The 17801-nt window shown below is 74.2% G+C and carries 15 protein-coding genes; 4 read left to right on the top strand and 11 right to left on the bottom strand.

The genetic code is table 11. From position 1 onward, the window contains the following. Positions 1–7 precede the first annotated feature (7 nt). Positions 8–1435 carry a M20 family metallopeptidase gene (locus EAH89_RS13965; RefSeq protein ID WP_140884116.1) on the top strand — a complete coding sequence of 476 codons (1428 nt, stop codon included), beginning with the start codon at positions 8–10 and terminating at the stop codon, positions 1433–1435. Positions 1436–1484: 49 nt separating this feature from the next. Here EAH89_RS13965 and EAH89_RS13970 read toward each other — a convergent pair whose 3' ends face one another. The 6 genes from EAH89_RS13970 to EAH89_RS13995 form a co-directional block, all read right to left on the bottom strand. Next, positions 1485–2474, bottom strand: coding sequence for a Bug family tripartite tricarboxylate transporter substrate binding protein (locus EAH89_RS13970; protein WP_241667019.1), 990 nt, complete (start codon positions 2472–2474; stop codon positions 1485–1487). Between the two features lie 32 nt (positions 2475–2506). After that, the gene (locus EAH89_RS13975) at positions 2507–3694 is read right to left on the bottom strand and encodes a diaminopropionate ammonia-lyase (RefSeq protein WP_140884120.1); all 1188 of its coding nucleotides are present in this window, start codon (positions 3692–3694) and stop codon (positions 2507–2509) included. A 43-nt stretch (positions 3695–3737) separates the two neighbouring features. Further along, the gene (locus EAH89_RS13980; RefSeq protein ID WP_140884123.1) at positions 3738–4019 is read right to left on the bottom strand and encodes a hypothetical protein; all 282 of its coding nucleotides are present in this window, start codon (positions 4017–4019) and stop codon (positions 3738–3740) included. Positions 4020–4042: 23 nt separating this feature from the next. Beyond that, complete coding sequence (locus EAH89_RS13985) at positions 4043–5227, bottom strand: M20 family metallopeptidase (protein WP_338325531.1); 1185 nt, start codon at positions 5225–5227, stop codon at positions 4043–4045. Between the two features lie 70 nt (positions 5228–5297). Continuing rightward, on the bottom strand, positions 5298–6695 hold the full coding sequence (locus tag EAH89_RS13990) for an amidase family protein (protein ID WP_140884125.1): 1398 nt from the start codon (positions 6693–6695) through the stop codon (positions 5298–5300). A gap of 91 nt (positions 6696–6786) precedes the next feature. Further along, the gene (locus tag EAH89_RS13995) at positions 6787–7767 is read right to left on the bottom strand and encodes a Bug family tripartite tricarboxylate transporter substrate binding protein (protein ID WP_161993588.1); all 981 of its coding nucleotides are present in this window, start codon (positions 7765–7767) and stop codon (positions 6787–6789) included. Between the two features lie 184 nt (positions 7768–7951). Here EAH89_RS13995 and EAH89_RS14000 point away from each other — a divergent pair, with 184 nt between their 5' ends. Next, the gene (locus EAH89_RS14000) at positions 7952–8593 is read left to right on the top strand and encodes an isochorismatase family protein (RefSeq protein ID WP_140884130.1); all 642 of its coding nucleotides are present in this window, start codon (positions 7952–7954) and stop codon (positions 8591–8593) included. Continuing rightward, the gene (locus EAH89_RS14005; protein WP_140884132.1) at positions 8590–10200 is read left to right on the top strand and encodes an ABC transporter substrate-binding protein; all 1611 of its coding nucleotides are present in this window, start codon (positions 8590–8592) and stop codon (positions 10198–10200) included. The genes EAH89_RS14000 and EAH89_RS14005 overlap by 4 nt, the downstream gene beginning before the upstream one ends. 31 nt (positions 10201–10231) lie before the next feature. Here the strand turns inward: EAH89_RS14005 and EAH89_RS14010 are convergent, their stop codons facing one another. Continuing rightward, entirely contained in the window at positions 10232–11827 is a 1596-nt protein-coding gene (locus EAH89_RS14010) for a gamma-glutamyltransferase (RefSeq protein ID WP_140884134.1), read from the bottom strand. Positions 11828–11975: 148 nt separating this feature from the next. Here EAH89_RS14010 and EAH89_RS14015 point away from each other — a divergent pair, with 148 nt between their 5' ends. After that, positions 11976–14102 (top strand): malate synthase G, encoded by a 2127-nt coding sequence (locus tag EAH89_RS14015; protein ID WP_140884329.1) that lies wholly within the window; start codon positions 11976–11978, stop codon positions 14100–14102. A 4-nt stretch (positions 14103–14106) separates the two neighbouring features. Here EAH89_RS14015 and cysE read toward each other — a convergent pair whose 3' ends face one another. The 4 genes from cysE to EAH89_RS14035 form a co-directional block, all read right to left on the bottom strand. Then, positions 14107–14742, bottom strand: coding sequence for a serine O-acetyltransferase (gene cysE / locus EAH89_RS14020; RefSeq protein WP_140884136.1), 636 nt, complete (start codon positions 14740–14742; stop codon positions 14107–14109). After that, positions 14739–15737 carry a cysteine synthase A gene (locus tag EAH89_RS14025; RefSeq protein WP_194152331.1) on the bottom strand — a complete coding sequence of 333 codons (999 nt, stop codon included), beginning with the start codon at positions 15735–15737 and terminating at the stop codon, positions 14739–14741. Before EAH89_RS14025 ends, cysE begins: the two co-directional genes overlap by 4 nt. A gap of 4 nt (positions 15738–15741) precedes the next feature. Next, on the bottom strand, positions 15742–16380 hold the full coding sequence (locus EAH89_RS14030; protein WP_140884331.1) for a peroxiredoxin: 639 nt from the start codon (positions 16378–16380) through the stop codon (positions 15742–15744). Between the two features lie 131 nt (positions 16381–16511). Beyond that, complete coding sequence (locus tag EAH89_RS14035; RefSeq protein ID WP_140884141.1) at positions 16512–17771, bottom strand: D-amino acid dehydrogenase; 1260 nt, start codon at positions 17769–17771, stop codon at positions 16512–16514. Between the last annotated feature and the right edge of the window lie 30 nt (positions 17772–17801).

The following is a 17801-nucleotide window of genomic DNA, read 5'->3' on the forward strand; positions in this document are numbered from 1 at the left end:
ATCGATCATGCGGAACGACGAACAGGTCTGGCGCGCGGTGGACGCCCGCCGCGAGGACTACGCCGCCTTCTCCGACCGCGTCTGGGACATGCCGGAGATCGCCTACACCGAGACGCGCTCCGTCGCCGAGCACCTGGCGATGATGGAGAAGGAGGGCTTCCGCATCGAGCGCGACCTCGCGGGCATCCCGACCGCCGTCATGGGCGAGTACGGCGAGGGCGGGCCGGTGATCGCCATCCTCGGCGAGTACGACGCGCTGCCCAACCTCTCGCAGGAGGCGGGCCTCGCCGAGCACAAGGAGGTCGTGCCCAACGGCCCCGGCCATGGCTGCGGGCACAACCTGCTCGGCGCCGCCTCGCTCCTCGCGGCCGCCGCGGTGAAGGACTGGCTCCGCGAGAACAACCTTCCCGGGCGCGTGCGCTACTACGGCTGCCCCGCCGAGGAGGGCGGCGCGGCGAAGGGCTTCATGGCGCGCGACGGCGTCTTCAAGGACGTGGACATCGCCATCTCCTGGCACCCCGCCTCCTTCTCCGGCGTGAACGAGGCGGTGTCGCTCGCCAACACCCGCATCGACTTCACCTTCCACGGCCGCTCCGCCCACGCCGCCGCCGCGCCCGAGCTGGGGCGCTCCGCCCTCGACGCCGTGGAGCTGATGAACGTCGGCGTGAACTACATGCGCGAGCACATGCCCGACCACGCGCGCATCCACTACGCGATGCTCGACGGCGGCGGCATCGCGCCCAACGTCGTGCAGTCCCGCGCGAAGGTGCGCTACCTCATCCGCGCGCGCGACCTGCCGGAGCTGAACACCCTCGTCGGACGCGTGCGCAAGATCGCGGATGGCGCCGCGCTGATGACCGAGACGCGGGTGGAGACGGCGGTGGTCAGCGCCGTGTCCAACCTCCTCGGCAACGCGCCGCTCGAGCGCGCGATGCACGACAACTTCCTCCGCCTCGGCCCGCCGCAGTTCGACGAGGCCGACCAGGCCTACGCGGCGCAGATCCAGGCGACGCTCAGCGAGGAGGACATCCGCGCGGCACATCGCCGGCACGGTCTGAAGGTCGAGAAGGGCAAGACCCTCTGCGACCTCATCGTCCCCCTCGAGAACCGCGGCGAGGGCGGGGTAGGCTCCACCGATGTCGGCGACGTCTCCTGGGCGGTGCCGACCGTGCAGGCGCGCGGCGCCACCTGCGCCATCGGCACGCCCTTCCACTCCTGGCAGCTCACCGCCCAGGGCAAGTCGCCCGCCGCGCACAAGGGCATGGTGCACGTGGCGAAGGTGATGGCGGGCACCGCGGTGGACGCGCTGCGCGACCCCGCGCTGATCGCCCGCGCGAAGGCGGAGTTCGAGGAGCGGACGGGCGGCCGGCCCTACGAGTCCCCGCTGCCGCCCGACCTCGCGCCGCCGATCAAGGCGATGGGCCAGGGGGTCTGACCCGGGGGTCTGAACGGGCGGGCGGGGGTCCCTCCCCCGCCCCGCCGCCTCAGTCGGCCTTGATGCCGGCGGCCTTGATGATCGGCTCCCACTTCGCGATCTCGTCGTCGAGCCACTTCTTCGCGCTGGCCGGCGTCGTGTCGGAGCGGGTCTCCATCGTCAGGTCGGAGAGGCGCTGCTTCACGCTGTCCATCGCCATCACCTTGTTCAGGGCGTCGTTGACGGCGTCCACCACCGGCTCCGGCGTGCCCGAGGGGGCCAGGACCATGTGCCAGGTATAGGCCTCGTAGCCCGGCACGCCCGCCTCGATGAAGGTGGGGATGGCCGGCACCTGCGGCAGGCGGTGCGCGCCGGAGATGGCCAGCCCCTTTACCTCGCCCCGCGTGACGAAGGGCAGCGCGGAGTTGGCGACGTCCAGCATCATCGCGACGGTCCCGTTCAGCAGGTCCGGCATGGCGGCCGCCGAGCCGCGGTAGGGGACGTGGTTCACCTTGAGCCCGCCCGCGCGGTTCAGGAACAGCTCCGTCGCCAGGTGCAGCGCCGCGCCGTTGCCGGTGGAGGCGTAGTCGTACTTGCCGGGATTGGCCTTGATGAGCGCGACCAGCTCCGGCAGCGAGTTCACCGGCAGGTCCTTGTTCACCATCATCAGCATCGGGATGACGCCGGTCAGCGCCACCGGCGTGAAGTCGGCCAGCGGGTCGAAGGGCAGGCGCGGGAAGATCGAGCGCAGCGCCGCGTGGGCGATGGTGGTGTAGAGCAGCGTCTGCCCGTCCTTCGGCGCCTTGGCGACCACGTCGGAGCCGACCACGACGCCCGCGCCGGTGCGGTTCTCCACGATCACGCGCTGGGGCAGCATCTTGGAGAGCTCGTCGGCCACCAGCCGCGCTGGCACGTCGGTCGGCCCGCCCGCCGCGAAGGGCACCACGAGCCGCACCGGGGCGCTCGGCCAGGCGCCCTGGGCCCGGGCGGGGCCGATCAGGGCGGGGGTGGCGAGCGGGGCGGCGGCGAGGGCGGCGAGAAGGTGGCGGCGCTGGACCAAGGGGCGGTTCTCCAGGAAAGATGGCGGTTTCTTCATCCCAGAAGGGCGGCCAGGGGGGCCGTGTCAACCGGCGCCGCGGTCACGAGGCGATCATAGACCGCGCGGTCCGTGGCGCCCTCGGTCCCGAAAAGGAGGACGCGGCTGCCGTCGTCGAGGCCCAGCGCCGCCCGCGCGGCGGGGTCCCGCGCGGCCAGGGCCAGGGCGGCGAGGCCCGCCACCCCGCTCTCCCCGCCCTCCACCGCAGGCGTCCGGCGGGCCAGGAAGCGCATCGCCCCCGCCGCGGCCTCGTCGGGGATGGCCAGGAAGGCGAAGGCGGCCCGCTCCAGCTCCTGCCAGGCGAGAAGGCTCGGCTCCCCGCAGGCCAGCCCGGCCATGATGGTGTCGAGCGCCCCCTCGACCGTCGCCGGCGCCCCGGCCTCCGCGCTGGCGAGGAGACAGGCCGCGTCGAGGGGCTCCACCACCACCAGCCGCGGCCCGCGCCCGTGCCGCGCCCGCAGCGCAACCGAGACAGCGGCCGCGACGCCCCCCACCCCCGCCTGGATGAAGACGTGGGTGGGCGCGTCCGGCAGGGCGTCCAGCGCCTCCTCCGCCATCAGGCGATAGCCCTGCATCACCTCACGCGGGACCTCGGTGTAGCCGGGCCAGGAGGTGTCGGAGACGAGGTGCCAGCCCCCCTCCCGCGCGGCGGCCTCGGAGGCCCGGATGGAATCGTCGTAGTTGCCGGGCACCTCCCGGACCTCGGCGCCGAAGGCCGCGATGGCCTCTCGCCGCCCCGCGGTCACGCCGGGATGGACGAAGATGACGCAGCGCGCCCCGAAGCGGCGCGCGCCCCAGGCGACGCTGCGGCCATGGTTGCCGTCGGTGGCGCAGGTGACGGTGACGGCGGCGGCGGCCTCGGCGTAGCGGCCGGATTCGAGGTCCTCCGGGGTGGCGGCGCGGGCGATCCCGGCGCGGGCGAGTTCCTGCGCGACGACGCGCGACACCGCGTGGGCGCCGCCCAGCGCCTTGAAGGAGCCGAGGCCGAAGCGCGGCGCCTCGTCCTTGTAGTGGATCGCGCCGAGCCCCAGCGCCCCGGCGGCGTCCTCGAGCGGGAGCAGCGGGGTCGGCGCGTAGCCCGGCCAGGCCGCGATGGCGGCCCGCGCGCGGCGCCCTGCGCCCTCCGGCAGGACGACCACGCCGGGCACGCCGTGGCGGGGGTTGAGCAGGAATCGAGTGGTCATGCCGGACGATGCCGAGCGGCCGCCCCGCCCGCAACCGCCCCGCCTACTTCCAGCAGAACAGCAGGTCGACGAGCACGAGCAGGTAGCCAAGCGCCATGACGACCAGCCCGAGGAAGACGAGGACGATCCCGATGCCGTAGCGGAGCGTCGCGATGCCGTACTCCACCAGCATCCGCCCGAAGGCCACCGTGTCCCGCCCGCCCTGGCAGGCCGGGCGCGGCGGCTCGGGCCGGGACTGGGCCGCGGCCGGCGCGCAGGCGGCGGAAGGCCCGGCCGCGGGCGCGAGCAGCAGCAGGGGGATCGCGAGGGCGCGGAGCACCGGCACCGCGCCCGCCGCGGGCCGGTGCCTCAGAGGCCCGCCCGGTCCAGCCGCAGGATCGCGCGCGCGACGGCCTGGGCGCGGGGCACGAGGGTCGCGACCTCGAGATACTCCTCCGGGCTGTGCGCCTTGCCGCCGACGGGGCCAACCGCGCAGAGGGTGGGCGCGCCCACCGCCGCGGTGAAGCCGCTGTCCGCGCAGCCGCCGGAGAAGTCGCCGGTGACGGAGAGGCCACTCTCGGCGGCGGCCTCGACATAGGCCTCGAACAGCTTCGCGGCGGCCGCGCTCTGCGTCAGCGGCAGGAACTCGCCGCGGATGGTCATCGCGCTGCGGGTGCCCGGCACGAAGGAGCGCCCGACGATTTCGTGGATGCGCCCCATGATCTCGTCGCGGTCCGCCGGCTCGACGTAGCGGAGGTCGATCTGGAGCTGGGCGGACGGCGCGACCGTGTTCACGCTCTGCCCGCCGCTGACGAGGCCGACGTTGAGCGTGATCCCGCGCGCGAGGTCCGTCAGCGCGTGGATGGCCGTGACCTTGGCCGCGAGCTCGCCGATGGCGCTGATGCCGGCCTCGAAGTTGCCGCCGGAATGGGCGGCGCGGCCCTCGATCTCGACCGCCATGAAGACGCCGCCCTTGCGGCCCGTCACCACGCCCCCGTTCGCCCGCCCGGGCTCGGAGTTGAAGACGACGCGGGCCCGGCGCGCCTCGGCCTCGATCACCGGGCGCCCCTCGGGGGAACCGATCTCCTCGTCGCCCGTGAAGAGCGCGACCAGCGGGCCCGGCGCGCCGCCCACCGCCTTGAAGGCGGCAAGGACGAACATGTTCATCACCAGCCCCGCCTTCATGTCGGCGACGCCGGGGCCGATGGCGATGCCGTTCTCGACGCGGAAGGGGCGGCGCTCCGGCTCGCCCTTGGGGAAGACGGTGTCGCGGTGGCCCATCAGCAGGATGTTCTGGCGTACGTTGCCGGAGGCGCCGGCCTCGCCGCCCTCAACGGTCGCGCGCAGGCAGTCGCCGAAGCGGGACCCCGGGATGGTCTCGACGGGGATGCCGTGGCCCTCCAGGAAGCCGCGGACCTGGGCGCCCACCGCGTCCACGCCGGGCTTGTCGTAGGAGCCGCCGTCGGTGTTCACCATGCGCTCCAGCGCGGCGAGCATCTCGCCCTGGCGGCCGGACAGCCAGTCGAGGACGCGGGCTTCGGTGGTCTCGCTCAAGGGTCTCTCCGTGAGGATGGGTCGGGGGGCGGCCGGGATGGACCCGCGGGCCGCCCCGCGCAAGCCCGGCTCAGCCCACCGGGTTCGCCTCCGGCATGGCCAGCGCCCGCTCCAGCGCCCGCGCGCCGCGGAGGCAGAGGTCGTCCCTGCCCTGCGCCGCCACGACCTGCACGGCGCGCGGCATCCCCTCCGCGTCGAGGCCGGCAGGAAGGGCAATGGCGGGCTGGCGCGTCAGGTTCTGCGCGAAGGTCCAGGGGGCCCAGTCGCGCCAGAGTGCGTCCGTGGGGCGGATCGTCGGCTGGTCGGCGGCGAAGGCGGCGGTCGGGGTGGCCGCGGTGAGGATCAGGTCGTAGCGAAGGTGGAAGAGGCCCATCGCGTGCGCCGCCTCCACCCGCAGCGCGTCGGCGCCGAGGAAGTCAATGGCCGACAGCCCGCCCTCGCGCCGCGCCACCTCCTCCAGGCCGCTGTCGAGGTCGCCCCGCTTGGCCTCGGGGGTCGCCGCGACGAGCTTGGCGAGCGCCACGCCCCAGACGCGGCCGAAGATCTGCCGCGTGTCGGGCAGCTCGGGGCTCGCCTCCTCTACCAGGGCGCCCTCGGCGCGGAGGGTGTCGACGGCGCGTGCGAGGGCGGCCTCGCCGTCCGCGTCGAGCGGCGGCTCGTAGCCCCAGCGGCGGACGAGGGCGATCCGCATGCCGCGCACCCCGTCCTCGATGCCCGCGCGCCACTCGCGGGGCTCGTCGGGCAGGCAAAGGGGGTCGCGCGCGTCCGCGCGGGCGATCGCGTTCAGCATCAGCGCGGCGTCGCGCACGCTCCGCGCCATTGGCCCCGCGCAGGCGACGGCCGAGAAGGCGCCGTGCGGCCACTGCGCCACGCGCCCGTAGCTCGGCTTCATGCCGACGATGCCGCAATAGGCGGCGGGGATGCGGATGGAGCCGCCGGCGTCGGTCCCGACGTGCAGCGCCCCGAAGGCCGCGGCCGCGGCCGCCCCGGCGCCCGAGGAGGAGCCGCCGGTGGTGCGCTTGAAGTCCCAGGGGTTGCGGGTGATGCCGTGCAGCGGGCAGTCGCCGGGCGTCTTCCAGCCGAACTCCGTCGTCGTGGTCTTGCCGATGATGACGGCGCCCGCCGCCTTCAGCCCCATGACCGCCGGCGCGTCCTCCGTCGCCGGGCGGGGGTCGGTGGTGCGGCTGCCGCGGCGGGTGGGCAGGCCCGCCATGTTCAGCAGGTCCTTCACCGTGCAGGGCACGCCGTCGAGCACGCCCATCGGGCGCCCCGCGGCCCAGCGCGCCTCGCTCTCGCCGGCCTGGCGCAGGGCGTTCGGGCTCATCGTGGCGAAGGCGTTGATCGCGGGGTTGTGGCGCGCCACCCGCTCCATCACGGCCTTGAGCGCCTCGACGGGGCTGAGGGCGCGGCGGGCGTAGAGGGCGAGCAGCGTTTCCGCGCTCATCAGCGCGGGGTCAGTGGCGGTCATTCGATACCCTGGAGGAAGCGTCGCCCCAGGATGGACCCGCCGGGGCCGCGGCGGAAGCGGCACCCCGCCTGACGCCCCGGCCGCGGCCGCGTCAGGAGACCGTGACCCCCGCCCCCTTTGCGACGGCTGTCCAGTGGGCGGCGAAGGCGGCGATCATGGCGGTGTAGGCCGCGCCCGTCAGCGGCGCGGCGGGGGGATAGGAGGCGAGGTCGGCCATCTTCGCGCGGATCTCGGGCTGGCCGGTCGTCGCCAGCACGGCCGCCTGCACCGCCTCCGCGACCGCGGGCGGCAGCCCCCTGGGCCCCGACACGCCGATCCAGGTCGTGGCGGTGAGGGCGGGCAGGCCGAGCTCGGCGAAGGTGGGCACCTCCGGCACCGCCGGCACGCGGCCGGCGGAGGAGACCGCGAGCGCCGTCACGGTGCCGTCGCGGATCATCGCGACGTTGGTCGTCAGCGGGTCGAAGACGCTCTCGATATGGCCGGCGAAGAGGTCCTGCATGGCCGGCGCGCTGCCGCGGTAGGGCACGTGGTCGAGCCGCGGCGCCCGCGCCTCCCGCGTGAGCACCTCGCCCATCAGGTGGGTGATCGAGCCGATGCCAGACGAGCCGTAGCGCGCGCCCGCGCCCCGCGCCCGGTCGAGGAAGGCGTCCAGCGTCGGCGTGGGCGAGCCCTTGTTCACCATGAGCACGTTCGCGGTGTCGCAGAGCATGGCGAGATGGGTGAAGTCACCGACGGGGTCGTAAGGAAGGCTCGGGTAGATGCCGGGCGCGATGCCGTGGGGCGAGGCGTGGCTGATGACCAGCGTGTGCCCGTCCGGCGCCGACTTGGCCGCGGCGTCGGCGCCGATGGTGCCGCCGGCGCCCGGGCGGTTCTCCACCACCACGGTGCCGCCCAGCGCGGCCCCGATGCCGGGGGCGACGAGCCGCGCCACCACGTCCGCGAGGCCCCCCGGCGGGAAGGTGGCGATGAGGCGGATCGGCTGGCGCGGCCGCCACCCGGCCTGGGCGCGGGCGAGGGCGGGCAGCGCGAGGCCGGCGGCGCTGGCGGCGAGGAGGCGGCGGCGATGGAGCATGGGCGATCCTTCGTCATCGGGCGTCATCGGGCGTCATCGGGCAGGACCCGTCGTTGGGGTTCCAGCAATCCGCGTGCCGCGCGCTACGCCGCAGGGCCCGGCGCCCGAGCACCATCGTGGCGCTGCCGCCCCGCGGCGTGGCACCGTCCTTGCTGCGCCCGCGGCGGACGCAAGGAGAGCCCCGATGCCCGGACCCGATCCCGTCTTCGCCCGCCAGGAGTTCGGCCGACGCATGGGGCTCGGCGAGCGCCCCGCGCTGCTGGTGATCGACGCGCAGGAGGGCTTCGCGGACCCGGCGGTCTTCGGGGGCCACAACATCGCCGACGCCTTCGCGGGCATCGCGGCGCTGCTGCCTCGGATCCGGGCGCTCGGCCTGCCGGTCGCCCATGTCCGCTACACCTGCGCGGAGGACGGTTCCGACGCCGGGCCCTTCGGCCTGAAGGTGCCGGGCCTGCTCCGCCTCACGCGGGACGCGCCGGTCGCGCGGATCGTCGAGGGCTGCGCGCCGCAGCCCGGCGAGTTCCTGGCCGAGAAGCGCCACGCCTCGGCCTTCTTCGGCACGCCGCTGGCCTCCTGGCTCGCCTTCCGCGGCGTCGACAGCCTCCTCGTCACGGGCTGCACCACCTCGGGCTGCGTGCGCGCCTCGGTGGTGGACGCCTCGGCGCACGGCTTCCGGCCGCTCGTGCTGGTCGACTGCGTGGGCGACCGCGCGGAGGGGCCGCACGAGGCGAGCCTCTTCGACATGGGGCAGAAATACGCCGACCTCGCGGATGCCGAGGGGGTGCTGGGGATGCTCCGCGCCCGCGCCGGGGCGCCCGCGGCATGAGGCGGCGCCAGCTCCTCGGCGCGCCCCTCGCCCTCGCCGGCGGCGCGACGCTCTCCGATCCCGCCCTGGCCCAGGCCGCGGGCGGCACGCTGCGGGTGGCGATGACGCTGGCCGACCTGCCGACCGTCACCGGCCAGCCCACCCAGGGGCAGGAGGGAAGCCGCTTCATGGGCATCACCCTCTACGACCCGCTGGTCGCCTGGGACCTCTCCGATGCCGGACGCGCCGCCGGCCTGCGGCCGGCGCTGGCGACCGAGTGGTTGGTCGACGCGGCGGACAAGCGGGTCTGGACCTTCCGCCTCCGCCCCGGCGTGCGCTTCCACGACGGCGCCGCCTTCGACGCGGACGCGGTGACCTGGAATCTCGCCAAGCTGCTCGACCGCGAGGCGCCGCACTACGACCGGCTGCAGGCGGCGCAGGCCGCGCTCTACGCCGGCGGCATCGCCTCCTGGCGGAAGATCGACGCGATGACGGTGTCGATCACCACCAAGGCGCCGGACGCGGTGTTTCCCTACCAGCTGCCCAACATCTTCCTCTCCTCCCCCGCGCGCTGGGAGGCCTCGGGGCGCAGCTGGGACAATTTCGCGGCCAATCCCTCGGGCACGGGCCCCTTCCGGCTGGACCGCTTGGTGCCGCGCCAGCGCGCGGAGATGGTGCGCAACGCGGAGTACTGGGACGCCGCGCGCATGGCGCGCTCCGACCGCCTGGTGCTGCTGCCCGTGCCCGACGGCAACGCCCGCGTCGCGGCGCTGCTCTCGGGGCAAGTGGATTGGATCGAGGCGCCGCCGCCCGACGCCGCGGCCCAGCTTCGCCGCGCGGGGATGCGGATGGTGACGAACACCTACCCGCATATCTGGCCCTGGCAGCTCTCCTTCGTCGGCGACAGCCCCTTCAAGGACCTCCGCGTGCGCCAGGCCGCGAACCTCGCGGTCGACCGCGACGCGCTGGTGGGGATGCTGGAGGGCCTCGCGGTGCCGGCCAAGGGGATGGTGACGCCGGGGCACCCCTGGTTCGGCACGCCCCGCTTCGACCTCCGCCACGACAAGGCCGAGGCGCGGCGGCTGCTCGGCGAGGCCGGCTTCTCGCCGCGCAACCCCGTCCGCGCCCGCATCGTCATCGCCCCCTCCGGCTCCGGCCAGATGCAGCCCCTGCCGATGAACGAGGCGATCCAGCAGGACCTGCGCGAGGTCGGCATCGACGTCGACTTCGAGGTGCTGGAGTGGGAGACGCTGCGCGGGCGCCGGCGCTCCGGCGCGGACAGCCCCGAGAATGCCGGGCGGCACGGGATCAACAACTCCTGGGGCTTCTGGGACCCGGAGATCGGCCTCATCGGGCCCGCCGTCCTCTCGCAGCGCACCTCCGGCTTCAACTGGGGCCTCTACGACGACCCCGAGGCCGACCGGCTGGGCATCGAGGCCCGCAACGCCTTCGTGCCGGGCGAGCAGGACGCGATCCTCGCCCGGCTGCACGCGCGGCTGGTGGACCAGGCGATGTGGCTCTGGGCCGTGCACGACCTCAACCCGCGCGCGCTCTCGCCGCGGGTGCGGGGCTTCACCCAGGCGCAGTCCTGGTACCAGGACCTGGCGCCCGTCGCGGTGCCGGGGTGAGGCGCCCCGTTCGGCGGCTCACCCTGGCGGCTCAGGCCCGCGCCGCCAGGGCCGCGGACCAGGGCGACATCACGTCGCTGATCCCGGTCGCGACGCCCCCCTCCCGCGCGATGAGGTTCGGGCAGGCAAAGTTCACGGGCAGCACCGCGTGCTCCACCACCTCCAGCGCGCCGTCCTGCGCGAGGCCGTCGAGGATGTTGGGCGCGAGCCGCCGGTCGGCGGTAACGCCGTCGGGGCCGGAGACGTCGATGCGCGGGCGGTGCGCGGCCTCCTCCGGTCCCGTGCCGAAATCGAGCGTGAAGGCGAGCATCTGCAGCACGCTGGCCAGGATCCGCCGCCCGCCCGAGGCGCCGGTCGCCATGACCGGGTTCGTGTCGTCGCCGGCCGGGGTGACCGTCACCGGGCTCATGTTGCAGAGCGGGCGCGCGCCGGGGCGGATGGCGTTGGCGCTGCCGGGCTCGGGGTCAAACCACATCATGCCGTTGTTCATCAGCACGCCCGTCCGCGGCAGCACGACCCGGCTGCCCATGGAGGAGAGGAGCGTCGTCGTCACCGAGACCATCATCCCCTCCCCGTCCGTCACGGTCAGGTGGGTGGTGCAGGTCTCCGCCGTCTCCTTCGCGGCGCCGAGGCCGGCCAGGCGCTCGGCGTAGGCGTCGCGCATGGCGCGCGCGAAGCCGCGGTACCACGCCGCGTCCGGCCCCTCCTCCACCGGCAGGCGGTTCATTCCGGCGACGACCGCGGCCATGGTGGGGGCCGCCGTCAGCCCGCCCGCGGTGTGGATCGTGTGGGTGCCGCGCCAGGCGATCGGCGTCGCCGGCCGCACCGTCGCGCGGCAGGCGGCGAGGTCCGCCGCGTCCACCACCCCGCCCATCGCCGCGATGTCGGCCGCGAGGTCGGCGGCGAGGCCTCCCTCGTAGAAGTCTCGCAGCCCGCGGTCGCGCAGCCGCGTCAGGGTCTCGGCGAGGTTGCCCATGGGGAAGAAGCCGGGCGCCCCCTGGTAGGGCGGGTTCGGCGGCAGCCCGTCCGGCAGGTAGATCCGCGCGCTCTCCTCGTAGAGCCGCAGGACACGGGCGGAGGAGGAGACCTTCAGCAGCGTGAACCAGTCCTGGGGCAGCCCGCGCTCCGCCAGCGCGATCGCGGGGCCGAGCAGCCGGTCCAGCCCCATCCCCGTCCCGAAGCGCTCCCGCAGCAGGTCGTAGCCGGCGACCGAGGAGGGGATGACGAAGGAGAGCGGCCCGTGGATGTTCACGTCCCCCACCACCTCCGGCCAGGCGAAGAGGTCCTGCTTCCACTTGCCCGTCAGCGGGTAGGCCGCGGGATCAACGCGGGCGGAGGCGACGGGGCCGAAGTCCACCACCAGCGGTGCCGCGCCGGGGCGGTGGACCACCGCGAAGCCGATGCCGCCCAGGCCGCTGTTCCAGGGCTCCACCGCGGCGAGCGCGAAGGCGGCGGCCACCGCCGCGTCCGCCGCGTTGCCGCCGGCCTCGAGCACCGCCACCCCGGCCTCGGCCGCCGCCCGGGACTGGGAGGCGACCACCCCCCCCTTGCCCGAGGCGGCGGGCTTGGAGAGCGCCCAGTGCTGGCCTGTGTGCGGGGGCGGGGCGTAGGCGGCGAGGTCGGTCATCGGTCACCGGGCGGGGGTTGGCCGGCGAGGGTCGCGCCGCCCGGGCGCGCGGGCAAGGCCCCGAACCGGTTTGCCGGGAACCGCGCGGGGCTTTATGGGGCGGGGGGAACGAACAGGAGGACGCCGCGTGTCCGCAGCCGCTCAGGGTATGGAGGTCGCCCCCGTCCTCCGCCGCTTCATCGAGGAGGAGGCCCTTCCCGGAACGGGGGTGGAGGCCGCCGCCTTCTGGTCGGCCATGGAGGCCAGCCTGCGCGGGCTCGGCGCGAAGAACGAGGGCCTGCTGGCGGACCGCGACAGCCTGCAGAACCGCCTCGACGAGTGGCACCGCGCCAACCCCGCCCGCCCGGTGGACCCCGAGGCCTACGAGGCCTTCCTGCGCGGCATCGGCTACCTGCTGGACCCGCCGGCGCCCTTCGAGGTCACGACCGCTAACGTCGACGACGAGATCGCGCGCCTGGCCGGCCCGCAGCTCGTGGTCCCCGTGAACAACGCGCGCTACGCGCTCAACGCCGCCAACGCGCGCTGGGGCAGCCTCTACGACGCGCTCTACGGCACCGACGCCATCCCGCAGGAGGGCCCCAAGGCCCGGGGCTTCGACGCGAAGCGCGGCGCCGCCGTCATCGCCCGCGCCCGCGCGGTGCTGGACGAGGCCGCGCCGCTGGCGGAGGGCAGCCACGCCGACGCCAACGCCTACCGCGTCGAGGGCGGCAAGCTGAGCGTGCTGCTGAACAGCGGAAGCACGACGGGGCTGCGCGACCCCGCGGGGTTCCGCGGCTACGCCGGCACCCCCGACGAGCCCTCCGCGATCCTGCTCGCCCGGAACGGGCTGCACCTCGAGATCGTGATCGACCGCAACCACCCGATCGGGTCCACCGACAAGGCCGGCGTCGCCGACCTCGTCCTCGAGGCCGCGCTGTCGACCATCATGGACGCCGAGGACTCGGTCGCGGCCGTGGACGCCGAGGACAAGGTCGGCGTCTACCGCAACTGGCTCGGCCTCATGCGCGGCGACCTCTCGGCGAGCTTCGAGAAGGGCGGCGAGACGCTCGAGCGGCGCCTCAACCCCGACCGCCGCTTCACCGCGCCCGACGGGAGCGAGCTCGTGCTGCGCGGCCGCTCGCTCATGCTCATCCGCAACGTCGGCCACCACATGATGACCGACGCGGTGACGCTGGACGGGCTGGAGACGGCGGAGACGATCCTCGACGCCTACGTCACCTCGCTGATCGCGCTGCACGACCTCCGCGGCAAGCGGATGAACAGCCCGGCCGGCAGCGTCTACATCGTGAAGCCGAAGATGCACGGCCCGGCCGAGGTGGCCTGGGCGGTCGCCCTGTTCGGCGAGGTGGAGGCCGCACTCGGCCTCGAGCGCAACACGCTCAAGATGGGCATCATGGACGAGGAGCGGCGCACCACCGTCAACCTCGCCAACTGCATCGCCATGGCGAAGGAGCGCGTGTTCTTCATCAACACCGGCTTCCTCGACCGCACCGGCGACGAGATCCACACCTCGATGGAGGCCGGCGCCGTCGTCCGCAAGAACGACATGCGCAAGGCGCCCTGGATCGCGGCCTACGAGGACAACAACGTCGATGTCGGCCTCGCCTGCGGGCTGCGCGGCCACGCGCAGATCGGCAAGGGCATGTGGGCGGCGCCCGACGCCATGGCCTCCATGCTCGAGCAGAAGGTCGGGCATCCGCGCGCCGGCGCCAGCACGGCCTGGGTCCCCTCCCCCACCGCGGCCACGCTGCACGCCATGCACTACCACCAGGTGGACGTGGCCGCGCGCCAGGGCGAGCTGGCTGCGGGCGGCAAGCGCGCCAAGCTCTCGGACCTGCTGACCATCCCCCTCGCCGAGAACACCAACTGGGCGCCGGAGGATATCCAGGCGGAGCTCGACAACAACGCGCAGGGCATCCTTGGCTACGTCGTGCGCTGGATCGACCAGGGGGTTGGCTGCTCCAAGGTGCCGGACATCCACGACGTCGGGCTGATGGAGGACCGCGCGACGCTCCGCATCTCCGCCCAGCACATCGCCAACTGGCTGCGCCACGGCATCGTGGACCGGGCGCAGGTGGAGGAGACGATGCGCCGCATGGCGAAGGTGGTGGACGGGCAGAACGCGAACGACCCCGCCTACACGCCGATGGCGCCGAGCTACGACGGCGTGGCCTTCCGCGCGGCCTGCGACCTCGTCTTCGAGGGCGCGGCGCAGCCCAACGGCTACACCGAGTTCGTCCTCACCCGCCGCCGCCGCGAGGCGAAGGCGGGGTGAGGCGTCAGGCCTTGAGGGAGGTCCGCTCCCTCAAGGCCGCGATCTCGGCCCGGAGCGCCGCGATCTGCTCGGCGACCGGGTCCGCCCCCCCGGGCGCGATGCCGTAGCCGGCCGTCGGGTCCGCGCAGGGCTGGCCCGGCGGGCGGGCGGGGATGCCGACGACGGTCACGCCGTCCGGCACGGGGTCGACGCAGACCGCGTTCGCCCCCACCCGCGCGCCGCGGCCGATGACGATGGGGCCGAGCACCTGGGCGCCCGCGCCGATGACGACGCCGTCCAGCAGCGTCGGGTGGCGCTTGCCGGGCTTCGTCGTCAGGCCGCCGAGCGTCACGCCGTGGTAGATAAGGACGTCGTCGCCGATCTCCGCGGTCTCGCCGATCACGACGCCCATGCCATGGTCAATGAAGAGCCGCCGCCCGATCCGCGCGCCCGGGTGGATCTCGATGCCCGTCAGGAAGCGCCCGAGATGGGACGCGCAGCGCGCCGGCGCCCGGAAGCCCGCGCGCCAGAGGCGGTGCGCGAGGCGGTGCCAGAGCACCGCGTGCAGCCCGGCGTAGCAGAGGAAGGACTCCGCGACCGTCGGCCGCGCCGGGTCGCGCGCGCGGATGCTGCGCGCGATCTCGATCGCCTCCCCGATCATGCGAGCCAGGGCGGCACGGGCAGCCCGCGTTCGCGCAGGAAGTCCGGGTTGAAGAGCTTCGACTGGTAGCGCGCGCCGCTGTCGCAGAGGATGGTCACGATGGTGTGCCCCGGCCCCATCTCCCGCGCCACCGCGATCGCCGCCGCCACGTTCAGCCCCGCCGAGCCGCCGACGCTGAGGCCCTCCTCCGACAGGAGCGCGAAGCACTGCGCCAGCGCCTCGGGATCGCCGATGCGGACGGCGTCGTCGATCGGCGCGCCCTGGAGGTTGCCGGGCACCTTGCTGCCCTGCCCGATGCCCTCGGTGACCGAGTTCCCCTCGGCCGAGACGGTGCCCGTCTTCACCCAGGAGAAGAGGCCCGAGCCGTGCGGGTCAGCGAGCACGATCCGCACGCCGGGCTTGCGCGCCTTCAGCGCCCGCCCGGTGCCGGCGAGCGTGCCGCCCGTGCCGCAGGCGCAGGTGAAGGCGTCGACCTTCCCATCGGTTTGCTCCCAGATCTCGGGGCCGGTGGTCGCCTCGTGCGCCGCGGCGTTGGCGAGGTTGTCGAACTGGTTCGCCCAGACCGCGCCCATCTCCTCCGCGAGGCGGCGGGAGGTGTTCACGTAGTGGCCGGGGTCGCTGAGCGGCTTCGGCGGCACCAGCCGCACGTCGGCGCCGATCATGCGGAGGAAGTCGATCTTCTCCCGGCTCTGCGTCTCCGGCACGACGATGACCGACTTCCAGCCACGCGCGTTGGCGGCCAGCGCCACGCCGATGCCGGTGTTCCCCGCCGTCCCCTCCACGATCGTGCCGGGCTGGAAGGGCACGAGGAGGCCGCGGTCGACGGCCTCCTGCAGGATGCCGAGCGCCGCGCGGTCCTTCACGCTGCCGCCGGGGTTCATGAACTCGGCCTTGCCGAGGATCTCGCAGCCCGTCTCCTCGGAGGCGCGGCGCAGGCGGATCAGGGGCGTGTTGCCCACGGCCCCCCAGAAGTCCGGCGCGACGCCGCCCGCCACCGGATCAGGTCCGTTCCAGCTGGTCGACCCAGCGGAGATAGGGCTTCTCCGCCTCGAAGCCCTGCGGGAAGCGCGCGCGCGCCTCCTCGTCCGAGAGGCTGGCCGCGACGATCGCGCGCTCGCCGGGCTTCCAGTTCACGGGGGTCGCCACCTTGTGCCGGTCCGTCAGCTGCAGGCTGTCGATCACGCGCAGCACCTCGTCGAAGTTGCGGCCGGCGCTCGGCGGGTAGATCAGCATGAGGCGGATCTTCTTGCTCGGGTCGATCACGAAGACAGTCCGCACCGTCACCGCCGCGTCGGCCTCGGGATGGATCATCCCGTAGAGGGTCGCGACCGCCCGGTCGGGGTCCGAGATCATCGGGAAGTTCACGGCGGTGCCGCCGACCTCCTCGATGTCCGCGTTCCAGCCCTCATGCCGGTCCAGCGTGTCCACGGAAAGGCCGATGACCTTCACCCCGCGACGGTCGAACTCCGGCTTCAGCCGGGCGGTGTAGCCGAGCTCCGTCGTGCAGACGGGGGTGTAGTCCTTGGGGTGGCTGAACAGGATGCCCCAGGAGGCGCCGAGCCACTCGTGGAAGCGGATGGGGCCCTGGGTGGTCCGGGCCTCGAAATCGGGGGCGACCTGGCCGAGCTGCAGCATTATGCGACACTCCCTCGTGGTTTGCGCATTTCTACAGTCCGTGACCGTCCCTTGGAAGGGGAGCCGCCGGCGGCCGGCCGGGACGGCCGCGCCGACACCGCATCTCGGCAGCCGCGCCCCGGATGCCAAGGGGCCTAGCGCCCGCCGTAGCGGGCGATACCAAGATCGGCGACGTCGATCTCGGGCGCGCGGCCGGAGACGATGTCCGCCAGCACCCGCCCGGAGCCGCAGGCCATGGTCCAGCCGAGCGTGCCGTGGCCGGTGTTGGTGTAGAGGTTGGGCAGCGGCGTGCGCCCGATCACCGGCGTGCCGTCCGGCGTCATCGGCCGCAGCCCCGTCCAGAACTGCGCGGCGGCGATGTCGCCCCCGTCGGGGAAGAGGTCGCGCACCGAGTGCTCCAGCGTCTCGCGCCGGGGCACGCGGAGGCTGGTGCTGAAGCCCGCGATCTCCGCCGTGCCGCCCACGCGGATGCGGCTGCCGAGCCGCGTGATCGCGATCTTGTAGGTCTCGTCCATGACGGTGGAGACCGGGGCCGCCTCGATCTCCGTCACCGGCAGGGTGAGGGAGTAGCCCTTGATGGGGTAGACGGGCAGGCGCAGCCCGAGGGGGCGCAGCACCGCCGGCGTGTGGCTGCCGAGCGCGGCGACGTAGGCGTCGGCCGCGAAGTCGCCGTGGTCGGTCTCCACCGCGGCGACGCGTCCGCCCTCCGCCCGGATGCCGGCGACGCTGACGCCGAGGTGGAAGGCGACGCCGGCCGCGCGCGCCTTCTCGGCCAGGCGCTGGGTGAAGAGGAAGGCGTCGCCCGTCTCGTCCTGGGGCAGGCGCAGGCCGCCCACGAAGCGCTCCCGCACGCGGGCGAGGGCCGGTTCAGCGGCAATGCAGCCGGCGGGGTCCAGCAGCTCCCAGGGAACGCCGTATTCATCCAGCACGCCGGTGTCGTCGCCGACGTGGTCGAGCTGCTTCTGGGTGCGGAAGAGCTGCACCGTGCCCCGCGCGCGGTGGTCGAACGCGATGCCCGTCTCCGCCCGCAGCTCGGCCAGGGCCACGCGGCTGTACTCGGCGACCCGCACCATGCGGCCCTTGTTGCGACGGTAGGCGCGCTCCGTGCAGTTCGCGGCCATGCGGGCGAGCCAGGAGAGCATCGCGGGGTCGGGGCGCGGCCAGAAGACGAAGGGGCGATGGTGCATGAGCAGCCACTTCACGGCCTTCAGCGGCACGCCCGGCCCGGCCCAGGGCGAGGAGTAGCCGTAGGAGAGCTGCCCGGCGTTGGCGAAGCTCGTCTCGCGCCCCGCGCCCTCCTGCCGGTCGACCACCACCACCTCGTGCCCGGCGCGGGCGAGATACCAGGCGGTGGTGACGCCGATGACGCCGCTGCCGAGGACGAGGACCTTCATGCGATAGCTCCGGGGCGGGAGACCCGGGCG

Source organism: Muricoccus nepalensis, assembly GCF_006438825.1.
Taxonomy (GTDB): domain Bacteria; phylum Pseudomonadota; class Alphaproteobacteria; order Acetobacterales; family Acetobacteraceae; genus Roseomonas; species Roseomonas nepalensis.

Excerpts from the sequence above, each read along its gene's own strand:
- EAH89_RS14010 (WP_140884134.1), bottom strand. The coding sequence starts at position 11,827 with ATGACCGACCTCGCCGCCTACGCCCCGCCCCCGCACACAGGCCAGCAC.
- cysE (WP_140884136.1), bottom strand. The coding sequence starts at position 14,742 with ATGATCGGGGAGGCGATCGAGATCGCGCGCAGCATCCGCGCGCGCGAC.
- EAH89_RS14005 (WP_140884132.1), top strand. The coding sequence starts at position 8,590 with ATGAGGCGGCGCCAGCTCCTCGGCGCGCCCCTCGCCCTCGCCGGCGGC.
- EAH89_RS14015 (WP_140884329.1), top strand. The coding sequence starts at position 11,976 with ATGGAGGTCGCCCCCGTCCTCCGCCGCTTCATCGAGGAGGAGGCCCTT.
- EAH89_RS13995 (WP_161993588.1), bottom strand. The coding sequence starts at position 7,767 with ATGCTCCATCGCCGCCGCCTCCTCGCCGCCAGCGCCGCCGGCCTCGCG.
- EAH89_RS13965 (WP_140884116.1), top strand. The coding sequence starts at position 8 with ATGCGGAACGACGAACAGGTCTGGCGCGCGGTGGACGCCCGCCGCGAG.
- EAH89_RS14000 (WP_140884130.1), top strand. The coding sequence starts at position 7,952 with ATGCCCGGACCCGATCCCGTCTTCGCCCGCCAGGAGTTCGGCCGACGC.
- EAH89_RS13975 (WP_140884120.1), bottom strand. The coding sequence starts at position 3,694 with ATGACCACTCGATTCCTGCTCAACCCCCGCCACGGCGTGCCCGGCGTG.
- EAH89_RS14035 (WP_140884141.1), bottom strand. The coding sequence starts at position 17,771 with ATGAAGGTCCTCGTCCTCGGCAGCGGCGTCATCGGCGTCACCACCGCC.
- EAH89_RS13990 (WP_140884125.1), bottom strand. The coding sequence starts at position 6,695 with ATGACCGCCACTGACCCCGCGCTGATGAGCGCGGAAACGCTGCTCGCC.